14 protein-coding genes are annotated in these 16,000 nt (G+C 61.7%); 2 read left to right on the forward strand and 12 right to left on the reverse strand.

Going from position 1 to position 16,000, the window contains the following annotated elements; genetic code table 11:
- Positions 1-104 precede the first annotated feature (104 nt).
- From CKW21_RS15435 to argH, 7 genes are all read right to left on the reverse strand, one after another.
- Positions 105-1,454: an MmgE/PrpD family protein gene (locus CKW21_RS15435; RefSeq protein WP_095194804.1), complete on the reverse strand. Its 1,350-nt coding sequence runs from the start codon at positions 1,452-1,454 to the stop codon at positions 105-107.
- Entirely contained in the window at positions 1,451-2,338 is an 888-nt protein-coding gene (locus tag CKW21_RS15440; protein ID WP_095194805.1) for a polysaccharide deacetylase, read from the reverse strand. The genes CKW21_RS15435 and CKW21_RS15440 overlap by 4 nt, the downstream gene beginning before the upstream one ends.
- Positions 2,331-3,179: a polysaccharide deacetylase gene (locus tag CKW21_RS15445; RefSeq protein WP_095194806.1), complete on the reverse strand. Its 849-nt coding sequence runs from the start codon at positions 3,177-3,179 to the stop codon at positions 2,331-2,333. Before CKW21_RS15445 ends, CKW21_RS15440 begins: the two co-directional genes overlap by 8 nt.
- Positions 3,180-3,330: 151 nt before the next feature.
- Complete coding sequence (locus tag CKW21_RS15450) at positions 3,331-4,155, reverse strand: ABC transporter substrate-binding protein (RefSeq protein WP_095194807.1); 825 nt, start codon at positions 4,153-4,155, stop codon at positions 3,331-3,333.
- A 38-nt stretch (positions 4,156-4,193) separates the two neighbouring features.
- Positions 4,194-4,958, reverse strand: coding sequence for an amino acid ABC transporter ATP-binding protein (locus CKW21_RS15455; RefSeq protein WP_095194808.1), 765 nt, complete (start codon positions 4,956-4,958; stop codon positions 4,194-4,196).
- A gap of 10 nt (positions 4,959-4,968) precedes the next feature.
- Positions 4,969-5,847 (reverse strand): amino acid ABC transporter permease, encoded by an 879-nt coding sequence (locus CKW21_RS15460; protein ID WP_095194809.1) that lies wholly within the window; start codon positions 5,845-5,847, stop codon positions 4,969-4,971.
- Between the two features lie 151 nt (positions 5,848-5,998).
- On the reverse strand, positions 5,999-7,426 hold the full coding sequence (gene argH, locus CKW21_RS15465; RefSeq protein WP_095194810.1) for an argininosuccinate lyase: 1,428 nt from the start codon (positions 7,424-7,426) through the stop codon (positions 5,999-6,001).
- 296 nt (positions 7,427-7,722) lie between these two features.
- Between argH and CKW21_RS15470 the strand changes: the two genes are divergently transcribed.
- Complete coding sequence (locus CKW21_RS15470; RefSeq protein WP_095194811.1) at positions 7,723-8,688, forward strand: LysR family transcriptional regulator; 966 nt, start codon at positions 7,723-7,725, stop codon at positions 8,686-8,688.
- Positions 8,689-8,844: 156 nt separating this feature from the next.
- Here CKW21_RS15470 and CKW21_RS15475 read toward each other — a convergent pair whose 3' ends face one another.
- Positions 8,845-10,221: a UDP-glucose/GDP-mannose dehydrogenase family protein gene (locus CKW21_RS15475; protein ID WP_095194812.1), complete on the reverse strand. Its 1,377-nt coding sequence runs from the start codon at positions 10,219-10,221 to the stop codon at positions 8,845-8,847.
- Positions 10,222-10,267: 46 nt separating this feature from the next.
- Between CKW21_RS15475 and xerC the strand changes: the two genes are divergently transcribed.
- On the forward strand, positions 10,268-11,338 hold the full coding sequence (gene xerC, locus CKW21_RS15480) for a tyrosine recombinase XerC (RefSeq protein ID WP_371917525.1): 1,071 nt from the start codon (positions 10,268-10,270) through the stop codon (positions 11,336-11,338).
- Between the two features lie 161 nt (positions 11,339-11,499).
- On the opposite strand, the gene CKW21_RS15485 is transcribed toward xerC, so the two are convergent.
- The 4 genes from CKW21_RS15485 to CKW21_RS15500 form a co-directional block, all read right to left on the reverse strand.
- A complete protein-coding gene (locus tag CKW21_RS15485) occupies positions 11,500-12,570 on the reverse strand; it encodes an ABC transporter ATP-binding protein (RefSeq protein ID WP_095194813.1) in 1,071 nt (356 codons plus the stop codon).
- The gene (locus tag CKW21_RS15490) at positions 12,567-14,165 is read right to left on the reverse strand and encodes an iron ABC transporter permease (RefSeq protein ID WP_095194902.1); all 1,599 of its coding nucleotides are present in this window, start codon (positions 14,163-14,165) and stop codon (positions 12,567-12,569) included. Before CKW21_RS15490 ends, CKW21_RS15485 begins: the two co-directional genes overlap by 4 nt.
- A gap of 3 nt (positions 14,166-14,168) precedes the next feature.
- Entirely contained in the window at positions 14,169-15,182 is a 1,014-nt protein-coding gene (locus CKW21_RS15495) for an iron ABC transporter substrate-binding protein (protein WP_095194814.1), read from the reverse strand.
- Between the two features lie 251 nt (positions 15,183-15,433).
- A complete protein-coding gene (locus tag CKW21_RS15500; protein ID WP_095194815.1) occupies positions 15,434-15,991 on the reverse strand; it encodes a membrane integrity-associated transporter subunit PqiC in 558 nt (185 codons plus the stop codon).
- Between the last annotated feature and the right edge of the window lie 9 nt (positions 15,992-16,000).

Consider the following 16,000-nt stretch of genomic DNA (forward strand, 5'->3'; position numbering starts at 1 on the left):
GCTGCCATCGCGGGCGAGCCCGCTCCCACAATGGAGGCGGATGTCCGCAATACCCTGTGGGAGCGGGCTTGCCCGCGATGAGGCCAGACCAGACAGCGCATACATCAGGTCAGCCACCGCTCAAGCACTCCCACCGATTCCAGCTCTTCCAGCCGCCACAATTGCCCGAGCAATGCTTCAGCCTGCCCCCGCGACATCACCCGCTCGGCCAAACTGAAAAATTTATCCTCCAGCGCCCCCTCACTCAGAGGATTGCCCGGCGCACCCAACGGCACTTCAACACACAGGCTCGCCTGCCGACCGTCCACGGTCCGCAGCGTCACCACGGGCTCGCCATCCTCTGACAGTTGCGGGTCCACTTCAAGGTGAATGCGCGACATCCACTGTGTCACCCGTGGATCGTGGCGCAGTTCATCGTCGTAGGCCTGCAACCGGCAATGACCATGCACCAGCCGCGCAGCCAGCGCATAGGGCAGGCTCATCTGCGCCGCCGCCAGGGTGTCGACGTCGTGACCGCCGCACATGTCCCGCAGGAATCCGCACAATCTCACCTGCACGTCTTCGACCTGATCGACCTGCACCTGCAGCTGCTCCAACAGCAAACCCAAGGCATCGATGGCCGAATGGGTGCCGCGGCAGGAGGCGTAGGGTTTGATCGAGCAGCGGGCGAGTTTCCACACGACGCCCAGGTCTGCGTCCAGCGCCTGGGGTTGTGCAGTGTCACCGGCCAGGGTCTTGAGGAAACCGCCCCAGACATCCTCGAACAACTGCGACGGACCGCTGGTCCCCTGTTGGGCAAATCGCGCTGCCAGCAAGCCACCTTCGGCGGCGCGGCCGCTGTGCAGTTTTTTGCTTTGCGAGCCGTCGTGAATAAACGTCCACAAACCGCCACTGAAGCTGCCGGCGATGCCCAGTGCCGACAGGGTTTGCCGCGCATCCAGGCCGAGAATGCGCGCACTGGCGGCGGCCGCGCCGAACACGCCACAGGTTGCCGTGGAGTGCCAACCGGCGCCGTTATGCGCCGAGTAGCCACCGCAGGCTTCGAGCACCCGGCGCCCGATGTCGTAACCGATCACCACCGCCGTGATGAACTCGCGGCCGGTCACCGCTTGCCCGGACATCGACACCGCCGCCATCACGGCGGGCAAGACCACGGCGCCGGAATGGTCGCAGCCTCCAGTGTCGTCCAGTTCCAGGGCATGGGCGGCGATGCCGTTGAGCATGGCGGCCTGAGTCGCGCCGACCCGCAAGTCCGTGCCCCAGACCAACGTATTGCCAGGCTCACCGCCGAACACCTGACGCGCTTGCTTTGCGATGTCGCTGTCAGCCCCGGCCAGGGACGCGCCGAAGGTGTCGAGGATGTGGCGCCTGGCTTGCTCCACTAGCGCCGGTGGCAAATCGTCAAACGTCGTTTCGACGCAAAATTGCGCCAGTCGCTGCATCCGTTCAGTCATACGATGTAGTCCCGGTAATGACGTTCGTACACCGACGCCGGATGATCCTGGGTCACCGGTGCCGCCGATTCAGCCCACCATCGGGCGACTTCGGCACCCGTGGCGACCCACACGTCATCGTGCTGCACAATCCCCTCAAGCAACTCCCGCAACACCCCGATCCGCCCCGGCGTTGCAATGATTTCCGGGTGCAGGCGCAGCACGTAGCACAGGCCGAAGCGATGAAACCCGGCGAAGTCCATTTGCAGATTGCCCAGGGTGTGGCTGTAGGACGCGATCCGCGATTGCGCCGGTGGCACGGCAGGACTGAGGTTGAAGGCGAAGTAGGGTTCGTCTTCCAGTTCATAGTGCAGCGGCAACTCGATCACCTCAGGCGAAGTCGGGTGCGCGAACGGCAGGTCATCGCCGCGCCATGACGATGACCAGCGAATACCCTGATCTCTCAACGCTTCGATAAAGCCCGGCGCACCGTTGCCGGCGGGGATACGGAACCCCGTGGGACGCTGGCCGGTCAGTGCCGCCAAGGTTTCGCAGCCCTTGGCGATGTCGGCGCTCTGTTCGGCCAGGTCGAGGTGGTCGTAGTTCTGATGGCGATACCCGGCGCAGGCGATCTCATGGCCGCCGGCCTGGATTGCGCGAAGGTGTTCGGGGTTTTCCTCGGCGACGACGCCGGGGACAAACCAGCTGCTGGCGACGCCAAGTTCATTGAACAGACCCAACAAGCGCTCGACCCCGCGCTGCGTGCCGTAACGCCACACCGACAGGGTTTTGTCGCGCCCGGCGACTTCCGGGGCCTGGGTGAGGATGCCGTGGATGTCGTTGTAATCGACGGTCAGTACTACTGCGCAGCGATAACCCTTGGGCCAGACAGTGGACTCAGCCATGGTGATGCTCCTTGAGCCACCACTGGGCGACGTCGCGGCAGGTGGCGAACCAGACGTCGTCGCGTTGACGCATGTGTTCGAAGATTTTTTCCAGCAACAGGATGCGCCCTGGTTTGCCGGTGATCTTGGGGTGGAACAGGGTCGTCAGGCACAGCCCTTCATCCATGGCGCCGTCGTATTCGCGGCACCAGTTGTCGAGGGTCAGCGCGTAGCTGGCGGTACGGTCCAGCCCGGAAGGGAAGTCCGGCGCCCGGGTGTAGGCGAGGGAGGCGTAGTCGTCCATTTCCCAGCGCCCGGGGATTTCCACCAGCGGCGTGGCGTGGCCCGGTACATTCACCAGGTACGGACGGTCATCGCCGCGCATGCTGCTGGAGTAGGTCACGCCGGCCTCGACCAGCATCGCCGGGGTTTGCGCGTGCCAGTCGCCGGACGGTGTGCGAAAGCCTTCGGCGCGGATGTTCAGGTGCTTCCAGAACACCTCGCGGGACCGTTTCATCACGTCCTTCTGCTGTTCCAGCGTCAGGGCGTAAAAGGATTCGTGTTTGTAGCCGTGATACGCCACCTCATGCCCGCGCTCGACAATCGCCTGGCACTGTTTCGGCCAGTTCTCCACGACCCAGGCCGGGACGAAGAACGTCGTCGGCAGACGGAACTCGTCGAGCAGGTCGAGAATCCGCGGCAATGCCCGGTACGGGCCGTAGCCGCCGAAACCGAAGTACTCGGGTTTGCGCCAGATCGAGCCATTGAGCATGGCATCGCCGGTCGGGCCGTCGAGATCGAAGGCCAGGGCCAGGCAGCCTTTGTGCCGGTCGGGCCAGGTGGGTTGGGGTGAGGAGGACATCGGTGGTACTCCAACTCTCTATAAATAAACACCGGACCCTGTGGGAGCGGGCTTGCCCGCGATGAGGCCGGCATAGCCACCATCAATGTGGCCTGACAGTCCGCCATCGCTGGCAAGCCAGCTCCCACAGGTTTGCGTCAACCCACTGGGCCTATTTCCCGGCGTTGATGGTCACGGTCTTGATCGCCCCCAGTTCCAGATCCCATTTCTTCAGGATTGCCTGGTAGCTGCCATCGTCGATCATGCTCTGCAACGCGACTTTCACCGCTTCGCTCAATTCAGGCTTTTTCTTGCTCACGCCCAGGCCGGTGAACTGCGAGGAGATCGGCAGGCCGACGGTCTTGTACATGTCCTTTTCCTGGGTTTTCAGGTACGGCAGGGTTTCGCTGCCTTGCATGGCCGCGTCGATGCGGCTCTGGCGCAGTTGCGCCCGGGCATCGGCCGAGCCTTCGGTGCCGATCACATTGATCGCCGGTTTGCCGGCGGCTTCACAGTTGGCCTTGCTCCACTCGGCGATTTCCGCCGGGAAGGTGGTACGGCGGCTGGTGCCGACTTTCTTGCCGCACAGGTCGGTGATTTCGTTGGTGTCCTTGTTCTTCTGCAGGGTGTAGAACTGCGGGCCGCTGGTGAAGTAGTCGACGAAGGTCACGCTGGCCTGACGCTCCTTGGTGTCGGTCATGCCCGACAGCACCATGTCCACTCGGTCTGTGGTCAGGGCGTTGATCATTTGTTCGAAACCGGTTTCCTGCCACTTGATTTTCACGCCCAGGCGTTCGGCCAGGGCGTTGCCCAGGTCAACGTCGACACCGGTGAGGGTGTTGGTGGCCGGGTCCTTGAAATCCATCGGCGGGTAGTTCGGCATGATCGCAACGACGATCTCGCCCTTATCCTTGATGCTGGCCGGCAAGTCGGCGGCGAAGGTAACGCTGGAAGCCATCAGGCCTGCGAGTACTGCTGGGATAACGAAGTTCTTCATGGTCGTTCTCTTATGTGTGTTGTTACGCCAGTCGGCGTTTAGGTTCGAACGGCAGAAATGAAGCTTTGGGTGCGTGGGTTTTGCGGACTTATTAGTATTTCTTCGGGGCTTCCTGCCTCCACGATCTGCCCGCCGTCCATGAACACCATGCGGTTGGAGACTTCGCGAGCGAAGCCCAGTTCATGGGTGACGACGATCATGGTCATGCCGGTCTGCGCCAGGTCGCGCATCACCGACAGCACCTCACCGACCAGTTCCGGGTCGAGTGCCGAAGTGGGTTCATCGAACAGCATCAGCTTGGGCCGCATGGCCAGGGCGCGGGCAATCGCCACCCGTTGCTGCTGGCCACCCGAGAGTTCGATCGGGTAGCTGTTGCGCTTGTCGGCCAGGCCGACGCGGGCGAGCAGTTCCACGGCTTCTTCGTGCGCCTCCTTGGGCGAACGCTTGAGCACCTGGCACGGCCCTTCGATGATGTTTTGCAGCACAGTCATGTGCGGGAACAGGTTGAAGCGCTGGAACACCATGCCGGTGGACAGGCGCTGGCGGGCGATCTGCGTCTCGTTGAGTTCGTGCAGTTTGTTGCCGACGATGCGGTAACCCACCAACTCGCCATCGACCCACAGACCACCCTTGTCGATTTTTTCCAGCTGATTCACGCAGCGCAGCAAGGTGCTCTTGCCCGAGCCGGACGGGCCGATGATGCACAGCACTTCGCCTTGCTCGACTTCGATGTTGATGTCCTTGAGCGCGTGGAAATGGTCGTAGTATTTGTTAAGGCTCACGGCCTTGACGATGCTTCTCATGTCGGTCTCCTCAGGAACGCTTGCCGGCGCCGCGAGCGAAACGACGCTCCAGGCGGCTTTGACCGAAGGACAGCACGGTGACGGTGGCCAGGTACCAGATACCGGCGACGATCAGCAGTTCCATCACGCGGGCGTTGGCGTAGTAGATGTTCTGGGCGTTGTAGAGCAGTTCCGAGTACTGGATGACGCTCGCCAGCGAGGTCATTTTCACCATGCCGATGAACTCGTTGCCCACCGGCGGAATGATGATCCGCATGGCCTGGGGCAGGATGATCCGGCGTAGCGCTTGCAGGCGCGGCATGCCGATCGACTTGGCGGCTTCGTATTGCCCGGTGTCCACCGAAAGCAGGCCGGCACGCACCACTTCGGCGGTGTAGGCGCCCTGGTTGATGCTCAAGCCGAGCAGGGCCGCCACGAACGGCGTCATCAGGCTCACGGTGTCGAATTCGAAGAGCCCGGGGATGCCGATGGTGGGGAAGATCAACGCCAGGTTGAACCACAACAGCAACTGCAGGATCAGCGGCGTACCGCGGAACAGCCAGGTGTAGGTCAGCGCCACGTAGCGCAGGATCGGGTTGGCCGACATGCGCATGATCGCCGTGATCACCCCGAACACGATGCCCAGGGCCATCGCCAGCACTGCCATGACGATGGTGTTGAGCAAACCCCACATGATCGCCTGGGAGGTGAGGAACTGGCCGATGTACGACCATTCGATCTTGCCTTCGGCGAAGGCGCGCACCAGGCCCAGAATGGCAATGACGATCACCGTGGCGAAGAAGATCCGCCCGTAGTAGCGCCGTGGCACGTGTTGGTACTGGGTTATGTCAAACTGGTTTTCCGCCAGTTTGCGCTCCGCCTGGAGTCGTTCTGCCTGTGTCTGGCTCATGGTTGTTTCTCCGTACACTGTTCTTTCAAATCCACCGCAGTCCCTGTGGGAGCGAGCCTGCTCGCGAAGGCGGTGGGTCAGTCAGCATTGATGTTGAATGTGATGACCTCTTCGCGAGCAGGCTCGCTCCCACAGGTGGTATGTGTGCGTGTCAGAGGCGGAAGCCCTGATAGTCCTCGGTCCAGGCTTGCTGGGCAGCGAGGGCGGTTTTCAGCCGGCCGATCTGCTCGCGTACCTGCTGCGGCGCGGTGCCGCCCCAGCCGCTGCGGGCGGCGATGGCAGCTTCCAGGGTCAGGCTGTCACGCACTTCAGGCGTCAGGCGCGGATCGATTTCGGCCAGCAACGCCGGCGAGGCTTCCCACAACTCGATGTCGTGTTTCTCGCAGGCCTTGACCAGCGCACCGGTGATTTCGTGGGCTTCCTTGAACGGCACGCCGCGCACCGCCAGCCAGTCGGCCACTTCAGTGGCGAGGGTGAAACCCAGCGGGGCCTGGCGACGCAACTCTTCGACGTTGACTGTCATGGTCGCCACCATCCCGGCCATGGCCGGCAGCACCAACAGCAGCGTGTCGACGCTGTCGAGCACGCCGTGCTTGTCTTCGCTCAAGTCGCGGTTGTAGGACAGCGGCAGGGATTTGAGCGTGGAGAGCAGGCCGGTCAGGTTGCCGATCAAACGGCCAGCCTTGCCTCGCGCCAGTTCGGCAATGTCCGGGTTTTTCTTCTGCGGCATGATCGAGCTGCCGGTGGCGTAGGCATCGTCCAGCGCGACCCAGCGAAACTGCCGCGACGACCACAGGCAGAACTCTTCAGCCAGGCGTGAGATGTTGATCCCGAGCATGCTGGCGATAAACAGGAATTCGGCGACGTGATCACGGCTGGCCACGGCGTCGATGGAGTTTTCGCACACGCCGCTGTAGCCCATTTCCCTGGCCGACTGTTGTGGCAGGCGGGCGATGGCCGAGCCGGCCATGGCTGCCGCGCCCAGTGGCGACAGCGAGGTGCGTGCGTCCCAGTCCACCAGGCGTTGCACGTCACGCAGCATCGATTGCGCGTGGGCCAGCAGGTGATGGGCGAACACGATAGGCTGCGCCTGCTGCAAATGGGTGAAGCCGGGGCAGATGCTTTCGACGTGTTGTTCGGCCTGATTGACCAGCGCCTGCTGCAAGGCCAGCACTTCGACGGTCAGGGTGCGTACGTGATCGCGCAGGAACAGACGCAGGTCGTTGGCGGTCTGGTCATTGCGCGAACGACCGGCGCGCAGCTTGCCGCCCAGGGCGCCGAGACGTTCGGTCAACAGACGCTCGATGAAGGTGTGGACGTCTTCGTCGTCCAGGGTCGGCGCGATGCTGCCGGCACGGAAGTCAGCGCCGATCTGCTCCAGCGCACCGAGCATGGTCCGGGTTTCCTGTTCGTTCAGAAGCCCGGCGCGCTGCAATTCCCGGGCGTGGGCCTTGGAGCCGGCGAGGTCGTACGGGGTGAGGCGGAAATAGCGCTCGGGACAACGGGACAGCGCGGCCAGGGCTTCGGACGGACCGCTTTTGAAGCGAGCACCCCAGAGACGGTCGGTGGCTTGAGACATGGTTGTTTTCCTCGTCGGTAATGCGAACGAAATCGTTATGTCAGGCCTGAAATACCCATCAGGGCGTCGTCAGGTCAGATAAAAATCAGGGGCAGGGGACTAGCGCAGTTGCAAAAGGGCGAGAGCTGATCGAAGTGTCAGCTTTTAATGCTTCGAAATCAGTGTTTTGGCACTGAAGTTCGGAATTTCTGTGTGGTTGCCAAGTCTGGTTTTCTGTGTTCATTATTATTAGGCCAGCTATGTTTTTGTTGTTGGACACAGGTTGTTGAATCGGGCGCCAGAGGTAAATAAGCATTATGGAAACCCCACTTTCCAATTCCGGAAACCCGCCGCCGAAAACGCTGCAACGGGCACCGCTGGCCCTGAGCGGGCTGGATTTCAAATTGCTCAAGGTGTTCAAGGCGGTGGTCGAAGCGGGTGGTTTCAGCGCGGCGCAAAACGAACTGAATGTGGGCCTGGCAGCCATCAGCAAACAGATCTCCGACCTGGAAATCCGCATTGGCATGCGTCTGTGCACCCGAGGTCGGGAAGGGTTTCACCTGACCGAAGAAGGGCGTCTGGTGTACCAGGCGTCGATTGACTTATTTGCCTCGGTTGACAACTTTCGTGACCGGCTTAGTTCAGCGCAGAATGAACTTATCGGCGATCTTGGCGTGGGGGTTATTGATAATACGATTTCCGATCCGCAATCACCGTTAGTTGCTGCGCTTAGAGTAATAAACGAGCAGTCACCTAAAGTAAGGTTTCAACTCCAGGCATCGCAACTGGATGAGGTTGAACGCGGCGTTGTCGAGGGGCGATTGGTGGCCGGTATCGTGCCGGTTTATCAACGGAGGGAAGAGTTCGATTACTACCCGTTGTACGAGGAACGCTCCGAGGTTTATTGCGCCGTAGGCCACCCGTTGTTCGAGAGGCCGGCGGATCAGATGAGCAGCAACATGCTCAAGGATTACGAGTGCATCAACCACCGCTACGCGATCCATCGCGACAAGCTCAACTTTGCCCACTACGACAGTTTTTCCGCTTCCGCAACCCAGGTGGAAGCCGTGGCGCTGCTGATCAGGACCGGGCGTTTCGTGGGTTTTCTGCCACAGCATTACGCGGCTAATTGGGTGGCGCAGGGGCAGTTTCGTGCGCTGTGTCCAGAGCTGATCCATATCGACACGCCGTTCAATCTGATCCTGCGGCACAACACCGTGCGCAGTCCGTTGGTGAAGGCGTTTGCCCAGGCGTTGGGTGTCGACCTTAAAGCCACAATCTAATGGCTTGATGCAATCAAACTGTGGGAGCGAGCCTGCTCGCGAAAGCGGTGTGTCAGTCGACAAACAGGTTGTCTGACCCCCCCCTCTTCGCGAGCAGGCTCGCTCCCACAGTTTTTTGTGCACGACTTACTGTCGTTAGTTGCAAAACAATATTTTTCAAGCCACCGAAACAGCAGGCCAACTCTGCAACGCAATCGGCAACTTGCGCGACTCGCCACGCCCCATCGGGAAGTACGTGAAACCGGCGCGAGCCAGGCGTTCGGTGTCGTAGAGATTGCGACCGTCGAAGATCACCGGGGCATTGAGTCGTTGGCGGATCAGCTCGAAATCCGGGGCCTTGAATGGCTGCCATTCGGTGCAGATGATCAGCGCGTCGGCGCCATTCAACACCGACTCCGGCGTGCCCATGAGCATCAGCTTCGCTTCATCGGGGTACAGTCGCTGGGTCTCCTGCATGGCTTCGGGATCGAATGCCCGCACATTCGCTCCCGCGGCCCACAGTGCTTCGAGCAGCACCCGGCTCGGCGCATCGCGCATGTCGTCGGTGTTGGGTTTGAACGCCAGCCCCCATAAGGCAAAGGTCTTGCCGCGCAAGTCGCCCTGGTAGAAGGCCTTGATGCGCTCGAACAGTTTGTGCTTCTGCCGCTGGTTGATGGCTTCCACCGCTTGCAGCAGGTCGCTGGAGCAATGGGCTTGTTCGGCGCTGTGGATCAGGGCGCGCATGTCCTTGGGGAAGCACGAACCGCCGTAGCCGCAGCCGGGGTAGATGAAGTGGTAGCCGATGCGCGAATCGGCGCCGATGCCCAGGCGCACCGATTCGATGTCGGCTCCCAGGTGTTCGGCCAGTTCGGCCATCTGGTTGATGAAGCTGATCTTGGTCGCCAGCATGCAGTTGGCGGCGTACTTGGTCAGCTCGGCGCTGCGCAGGTCCATGAACAAGATGCGGTCATGGTTGCGGTTGAACGGCGCGTACAGGTCGCGCATCACCTCGCGTACCTCATCGCGCTCGCAGCCGATGACGATACGGTCCGGGCGCCGGCAATCGGCCACGGCCGAGCCTTCCTTGAGAAACTCGGGGTTGGAGACGATATCGCACTGCAGCAAGCGTCCGACCTTGATCAGGCATTTGTCGATGTGCGCGCGCAAGGTATCGCCGGTGCCCACCGGCACCGTGGACTTCTCCACGAGGATCACCGGTTGTTCACGGTGCCGCGCCACGGCTTCACCCACCGCCAGCACGTAACGCAAATCCGCCGAGCCGTCGTCCCGGGACGGCGTGCCAACCGCGATGAACAGCACTTGGCCATGCTGCACGGCGAGTTTTTCGTCGGTGGTGAACTGCAGGCGTCTGGCGTCCAGGCCCTCACGCACCAGGCTGGCCAGTCCCGGTTCGAAAATGCTCACGTGGCCCTGTTGCAACAGTTCGACTTTTTTCGGGTCAATGTCCATGCACACCACGTCATGGCCGACTTCAGCCAGAACCGCTGCTTGAACCAGACCCACATAACCGCTGCCAAACACGCTGATTTTCATGGGGCATTCCTGTCCTGATCCACTTAGGATCAGGATTAACAGCGCCATGTTTCAGTTCATCTATCGGCAAGTCGACGTCCTGGACTGCTCGACAATTGACTTTCCCGGTCTGGAGCGGCAGCGTAACGGCCTGCCGTTTTGCCCACTTCTGTACTTTTTTCATTCAAGGCTGTTTCGTTTGACTGACTTACCCGCTGTTGCTGCAACCACCCCCCGACCCAACCCGCTGACCCTGTACCTGGCGCGACTGGCGCCGTCCAGCCAACTGACCATGCGCTACGTATTGCAGGACGCCGCCGACCGCCTGGGCTTCGAAGACGTGAATATCGAGGAAATTCCCTGGCATGAGCTGCAACCCGAGGATGTGATTGCGCTGGTGGCCACCTTGCGCACCGACGGTTACGCGCCCAATACCTCGTCGCTGTACGTCAATGCAGTGCGCGGGGTGATGAACGAAGCGTGGCGCATGAGCCTGATCAGTCAGGAGCACTTGCTGAAAATGCGCTCGGTCAAGCGCATTGCCGGCACCCGGCTGTCCCAGGGGCGCAATCTGCGACGCACGTTGATCCAGGAACTGATGGAAGTCTGCGCCGCCGATCCACGGCCCCAGGGTCTGCGGGATGCGGCGATCATCGGAATTCTGTACGGCTCGGGGATGCGCAAGTCGGAATCGGTGAACCTCGACCTCAACCAGGTGGACTTCACCGAGCGTAGCTTGCAGGTCACGGCCAAGGGCAACAAGCAACTGATCAAATACGCCCCGGCCTGGGCCTTCGCCAAACTCGATGCCTGGCTGGAGTTGCGCCGTTCACAGCTCAAGGAAGGTGAAGCGGACGATAGCTTCCTGTTCAACCGCATTCGCCGCGGCAGCCACATCACCCGCGAGCGCATCACCAAACACGCGATCTACTACATTGCCCGCCAGCGCGGGGCGCAGGTGGGGGTGAAAATCATGCCCCATGATTTCCGTCGTTCGTTCATCACCCGGGTGATCGAAGAACACGATCTGTCGATCGCACAGAAACTCGCCCACCACAGCAACATCCAGACCACCGCCAACTACGACGTGCGCGACGACAACGAACGGCGCCGGGCGGTGGATCGCTTCGATCTTTGATCGTGTACACCTGTGGGAGCGAGCCTGCTCGCGAAGGCGGCCTTTCAGGTACAGGAAATCCGGCGGATGTACCGGCCTCTTCGCGAGCAGGCTCGCTCCCACAGGGGATCATCAGTCGGCACATACGCTGACCACGACACCGCTCCCACAGGGGAATGGGTTCAGGGCTCGCTCAGGACGTGGGCATGGCCGATGGTGGAGACATGAACGGCGCTGCCGGCCGGGGGCGCGTACATGCCGGAGCTGCGCACCAGCAGTGATCGTCCCGACTGCTCGCCGGAGGCCGAAGACTGCAATTCCACGGTCAGGGTACAGGTGTTGCCGCTGAAATCCCGTTCGGTCACCACGGCGCGGCAGCCCACGACTTCCGCGGTATGCGGCATGACGCTGGCCAGTTGCAGTTGCTCGGGTCGCAACATGATCTGCGCCGCGCTGTTGTTGCGGTGGTTGTTGACCGGTATCCGCCCCAGATCGCAGTGCGCCCAGCCTGCCTCGATGCGGGCCGGCATGACCACCGCGTCACCGAGAAACAGTGCGGTCTGGACATCGTCGGGATAGCGGTAAAGGTCCAGCGGATGCCCGGATTGCACCAGCCGGCCATGGCGCATCACCGCCAGTTGATCGGCGAAGGACAGCGCCTCGCTCTGGTCATGGGTGACCAGAATGGTGGTGACCCCAGCTTCCGCCAACAAGCGAGCCACCAGTTTGCGCATGCTGGCGCGCAGGCCGGTGTCGAGCGCCGAAAACGGCTCGTCCAGCAGCATCAGCCGCGGTTGCTGGGCCAGGGCGCGCGCCAGGGCCACCCGTTGCTGTTGGCCGCCGGACAGTTCATGGGGCCAGCGCTCGGCCATGTTCGAATCAAGGGCCACGCTGTCCATCAACTCCGCGACACGTTCCTGCTTTTCGCTGCCTTTGGTCGCGAGGCCGAAACCGATGTTGGCCGCCACCGTCATGTGCGGGAACAGCGCGCCGTCCTGGGGCACATAACCGATCAAGCGCTGATGCGCAGGCACCTCGTGGGTGCTGTCGACCAGGGTCTGGCCATTGAGCGACAGCCGCCCGGCATCGGGAAACTCGAAGCCGGCGATCATCCGCAGCAAGGTGGTCTTGCCCGATCCCGAAGGCCCGACAATTACCGTACGACTGCCGGCGGGCACCGACAGGCTGACGTTTTCCAGGGCTTTGTGTGCACCGTAGGATTTACTGAGCGAATGCAATTCAAGAGCGTTCATCGGCCAGCCGTTTTTTTGGATTGGTGATAAAGAATTCCGGTCAACGGAAGCGACAGCATAATCATCAGCAGGGCATAGGGCGCCGCCGCCGCGTAATCGATTTCGCTGGTCAAGGCCCAGAATCCGGTGGCCAGTGTCCGCGTGCCGTTGGGTGCGAGCAGCAGGGTGGCGGTCAGTTCATTGGTGATCGCCAGGAACACCAGCGCGGCGCCTGCGGCTGCGCCCGGCGCGGCCAGGCGCAGGGTGATCAGCCACAACGCCCGGGCTGGCGAACGACCCAGGCTGCGGGCCATGTTTTCCAGTTCCACGGGCGCCTGGGCGATACCGGCACGCAGACTCACCAGCGCACGGGGCAGGAACATCAGCAGGTACGCCAGCAGCACGGTGATCGTGGTCTGGTAGATCGGCCGGGCAAAATGGATGGTCACGGTGACCAGGGCCAGGGCGACGACGATTCCCGGCAAGGAACTGGTGATGTAGTTGCAGCTTTCCAGCACCCGTTGCAGCCGGCCGGGCGAACGAATCGACAACCAGGCGATCGGGATGGCGGCGCAGGTGGTCAGGAGCGCGCCCGCCACGCCGAACAGCAGGGTCTGTTCCAGTGCCGGCAGCAGTTCGCTCAAGTCCCAGACTTGCAAGCCGCCGGCAATCAACCATTTGCCCAAGGTTATCAAGGGCACGCCCAGCGCCAGGGCGCAGGTGACGATTTGCAAGGCCAGCGCGAGTACCGTTGCCGGGGCCTTCAGACAGACAATCCGTTGTTCCCGGGCACTGCCGGAGCCGACGCGGGCGTAGCGCGCATTGCCACGGGCAGCGGATTCGACGGTCAGCATCGCCAGGCAGCAAAGCGCCAATACACCGGCCAGCAGGTTGGCGGCGGCGCCGTTGAAGGTGGATTTGAACTGATCGAAGATCGCCGTGGTGAAGGTGTCGAAACGGATCATCGCGTACAGCCCGTATTCGGCCAGCAGGTGCAGGCCGACCAGCAAGGCACCGCCGCAGATGGCCAGGCGCAATTGCGGCAACACCACGCGGAAAAACACCGCCCAAGGCCTGAGCCCCAGGGATTCGGCGACGTCTTCGATGGCCGGATCGAGACGGCGCAACGTGGCGGCAACCGGCAGGTAAAGAAACGGGAAATAGGCGATCACCGAAACCAGTACACCGGCAAACAACCCATGAATCGGAGGGACCAGACTGACCCAGGCATAGCTGTGCACGAACGCCGGTACCGCCAGCGGCGCGGTCGCCAGCAACGACCACCAGCGGCGGCCCGGTAGATGGGTGCGTTCGGTCAGCCACGCCAGCGTCACGCCAAGTGCGATGCACAATGGCACCGTGATGACCACCAGCAATACGGTATTGACCAGCAATTCGCCGACCCGCGGACGGAACACCAGCGGCACCAGGGCGGACCAACCGGTTTGCAGGTACACGCCGATGACGAACGCAATGGGCAGCAGCGCCAGCAACGAAATCAGCACCGACAAACCCACCACCCACGCGCCACCACGGCTCGCGAACAGGCCGCGTGACCGTCGACGCAGATTGGCGGGTGCGGTTTGGGCGACACCCGCCGGCAGGGTTTCAGGTATCAATTAAAGCAGTCCGGCCTGAGTCATCAGCTCCACGGCTTTTTTGCTGTCGAGTTTCGAAGCATCGACGGTTGGCGCGTCGAGCTGCTGCAAAGGCACCAGTTTAGGGTTGGATTGAGCGTTCTTGCCCACGGCATATTCAAACGATTTGCCGTCCTTGAGGATGGCCTGGCCGTCCTTGCCGGTGATCCACTTCAGGAACGCCTGGGCTTGTTCCTTGTGTTTGCTGGACGCCAGGACACCGCCGCCGGAGATGCTGACAAACGCTCCCGGGTCCTTGTGCTTGAAATAGTGCAGGGCGGTGTTCTTGCTGTTTTCGCCGGTCTTGGACTGATCGACGAAGCTGTAATAGTGGTAGATCACGCCGCTGTCGATCTGCCCGGCATTGACCGCCTTGAGTACCGAGCTGTTGCCGCGATAAGCGGTGAAGTTGGTTTTCATCGCCTTGAGCCAGTCGAGGGTCGCGGCTTCGCCTTTCTGTTCGAGAATCGCCGCGACGATGGCCTGGAAGTCGGCACCGCCCGGCGACGCGCCCCAGCGACCTTTCCAGCTCGGGTCGGCAAGGTCCATGATCGATTTTGGCAATTGGGTTTCAGGCAGTTTGCTCGGGTTATAGACGAACACCGTGGAACGTGCGGCGATCCCCACCCATTTGCCGTGGGCCGGACGGTAGGCGGCATCGACTTGCTCCAGGGTGGCCTGGTCGACCGGTGCAAACAGGCCGGCGTTGTCCACCAGGACCATGGCCGGGGAGTTTTCGGTCAGGAACACATCGGCTGGCGAGGCGGCGCCTTCCTGCACGATCTGGTTGCCCATTTCGGTGTCATCGCCGTTGCGCAAGGTGACCGGAATACCGGTGTCCTGAGTGAATCCTTCAACCCAGGCCTTGGTCAGGCCTTCGTGCTGCGCGTTGTACACCACAATGCCGACGCCTTCGGCGGCATACACGTGGCCGGCGCTCATCAGCGCGGTGGTCAGCAGGGCTTGTTTCAGGAAAGACGGGATTCGGGAAATCATGCTAAGGCAGCTCCTGGTTTTTTGGTTTCGAGCAAGCAGATTCGACGGGGACAACGTCGATTATTGTAGATCAATAGGAATCATTTGCATGTTTGTGGAGGTAAACCACCGATGAAACCTTGTGGGAGCGAGCCTGCTCGCGAAGGTCGTTAACGATGACGCGAGCATCCTGGATAAACGCGGCGTGCTTGAGTTTTTCGCGAGCAGGCTCGCTCCCACAGGGGGAATGGCTCCCACAGTGATGCATTGTGTTACTGGCTGGCATTGGCGGACGGGCAGCCTTTTTGTGTATTGCTCGCCGCCTGGCTGATCAGCGCCGCCAGGCGTCTGACGTTGTTCTGCTGCGCCGCCACCAACTCGTCGATGGACGGTCCGGAAGGCGTTTGCAACGTGCTGCGGCAAGGCAGCAGGGTGTCCTCGCCGTTGCGCAGGCGCCACTTCACATCGATCAACCCGTATTGACCGGGAATCGAATCGAACCGCTGTACATCGACTCGCACCGAGATTCTGCGCTGGGGATTGCTATTGACCATCTGATCAAGCAGGGCGGCGCGCAATTCATCCACCAGGCTGGCGCCCCACCAGTCGGTTTCGAGGATGGCCATGCCGGTGTTGCCCTGACGCACGACAATCTGCGGGCGATCGACCTGCGGCGGCACCATCAGACTCTCGATCTGGATCTCCGCGGTGGACCTTGAATTGCCGCTCAGCTGGGCCGGGGTCAAGGTGTGGAACTGAATCGGGTCGCTGCGACAAGCGGCGAGCAATGACAGCACAGCGATCAATGTAATCTTCAGCGCAAAACCCATGAAAGATGC

The sequence above is a fragment of the Pseudomonas sp. Irchel 3A7 genome (genome assembly GCF_900187565.1).
GTDB lineage: Bacteria > Pseudomonadota > Gammaproteobacteria > Pseudomonadales > Pseudomonadaceae > Aquipseudomonas.

What these genes read in the sequence shown, in the direction of transcription:
- CKW21_RS15435 (WP_095194804.1), bottom strand. Translation starts at nt 1,454, where the DNA reads ATGACTGAACGGATGCAGCGACTGGCGCAATTTTGCGTCGAAACGACG.
- CKW21_RS15440 (WP_095194805.1), bottom strand. Translation starts at nt 2,338, where the DNA reads ATGGCTGAGTCCACTGTCTGGCCCAAGGGTTATCGCTGCGCAGTAGTA.
- CKW21_RS15445 (WP_095194806.1), bottom strand. Translation starts at nt 3,179, where the DNA reads ATGTCCTCCTCACCCCAACCCACCTGGCCCGACCGGCACAAAGGCTGC.
- CKW21_RS15450 (WP_095194807.1), bottom strand. Translation starts at nt 4,155, where the DNA reads ATGAAGAACTTCGTTATCCCAGCAGTACTCGCAGGCCTGATGGCTTCC.
- CKW21_RS15455 (WP_095194808.1), bottom strand. Translation starts at nt 4,958, where the DNA reads ATGAGAAGCATCGTCAAGGCCGTGAGCCTTAACAAATACTACGACCAT.
- CKW21_RS15460 (WP_095194809.1), bottom strand. Translation starts at nt 5,847, where the DNA reads ATGAGCCAGACACAGGCAGAACGACTCCAGGCGGAGCGCAAACTGGCG.
- argH (WP_095194810.1), bottom strand. Translation starts at nt 7,426, where the DNA reads ATGTCTCAAGCCACCGACCGTCTCTGGGGTGCTCGCTTCAAAAGCGGT.
- CKW21_RS15470 (WP_095194811.1), top strand. Translation starts at nt 7,723, where the DNA reads ATGGAAACCCCACTTTCCAATTCCGGAAACCCGCCGCCGAAAACGCTG.
- CKW21_RS15475 (WP_095194812.1), bottom strand. Translation starts at nt 10,221, where the DNA reads ATGAAAATCAGCGTGTTTGGCAGCGGTTATGTGGGTCTGGTTCAAGCA.
- xerC (WP_371917525.1), top strand. Translation starts at nt 10,268, where the DNA reads ATGTTTCAGTTCATCTATCGGCAAGTCGACGTCCTGGACTGCTCGACA.
- CKW21_RS15485 (WP_095194813.1), bottom strand. Translation starts at nt 12,570, where the DNA reads ATGAACGCTCTTGAATTGCATTCGCTCAGTAAATCCTACGGTGCACAC.
- CKW21_RS15495 (WP_095194814.1), bottom strand. Translation starts at nt 15,182, where the DNA reads ATGATTTCCCGAATCCCGTCTTTCCTGAAACAAGCCCTGCTGACCACC.
- CKW21_RS15500 (WP_095194815.1), bottom strand. Translation starts at nt 15,991, where the DNA reads ATGGGTTTTGCGCTGAAGATTACATTGATCGCTGTGCTGTCATTGCTC.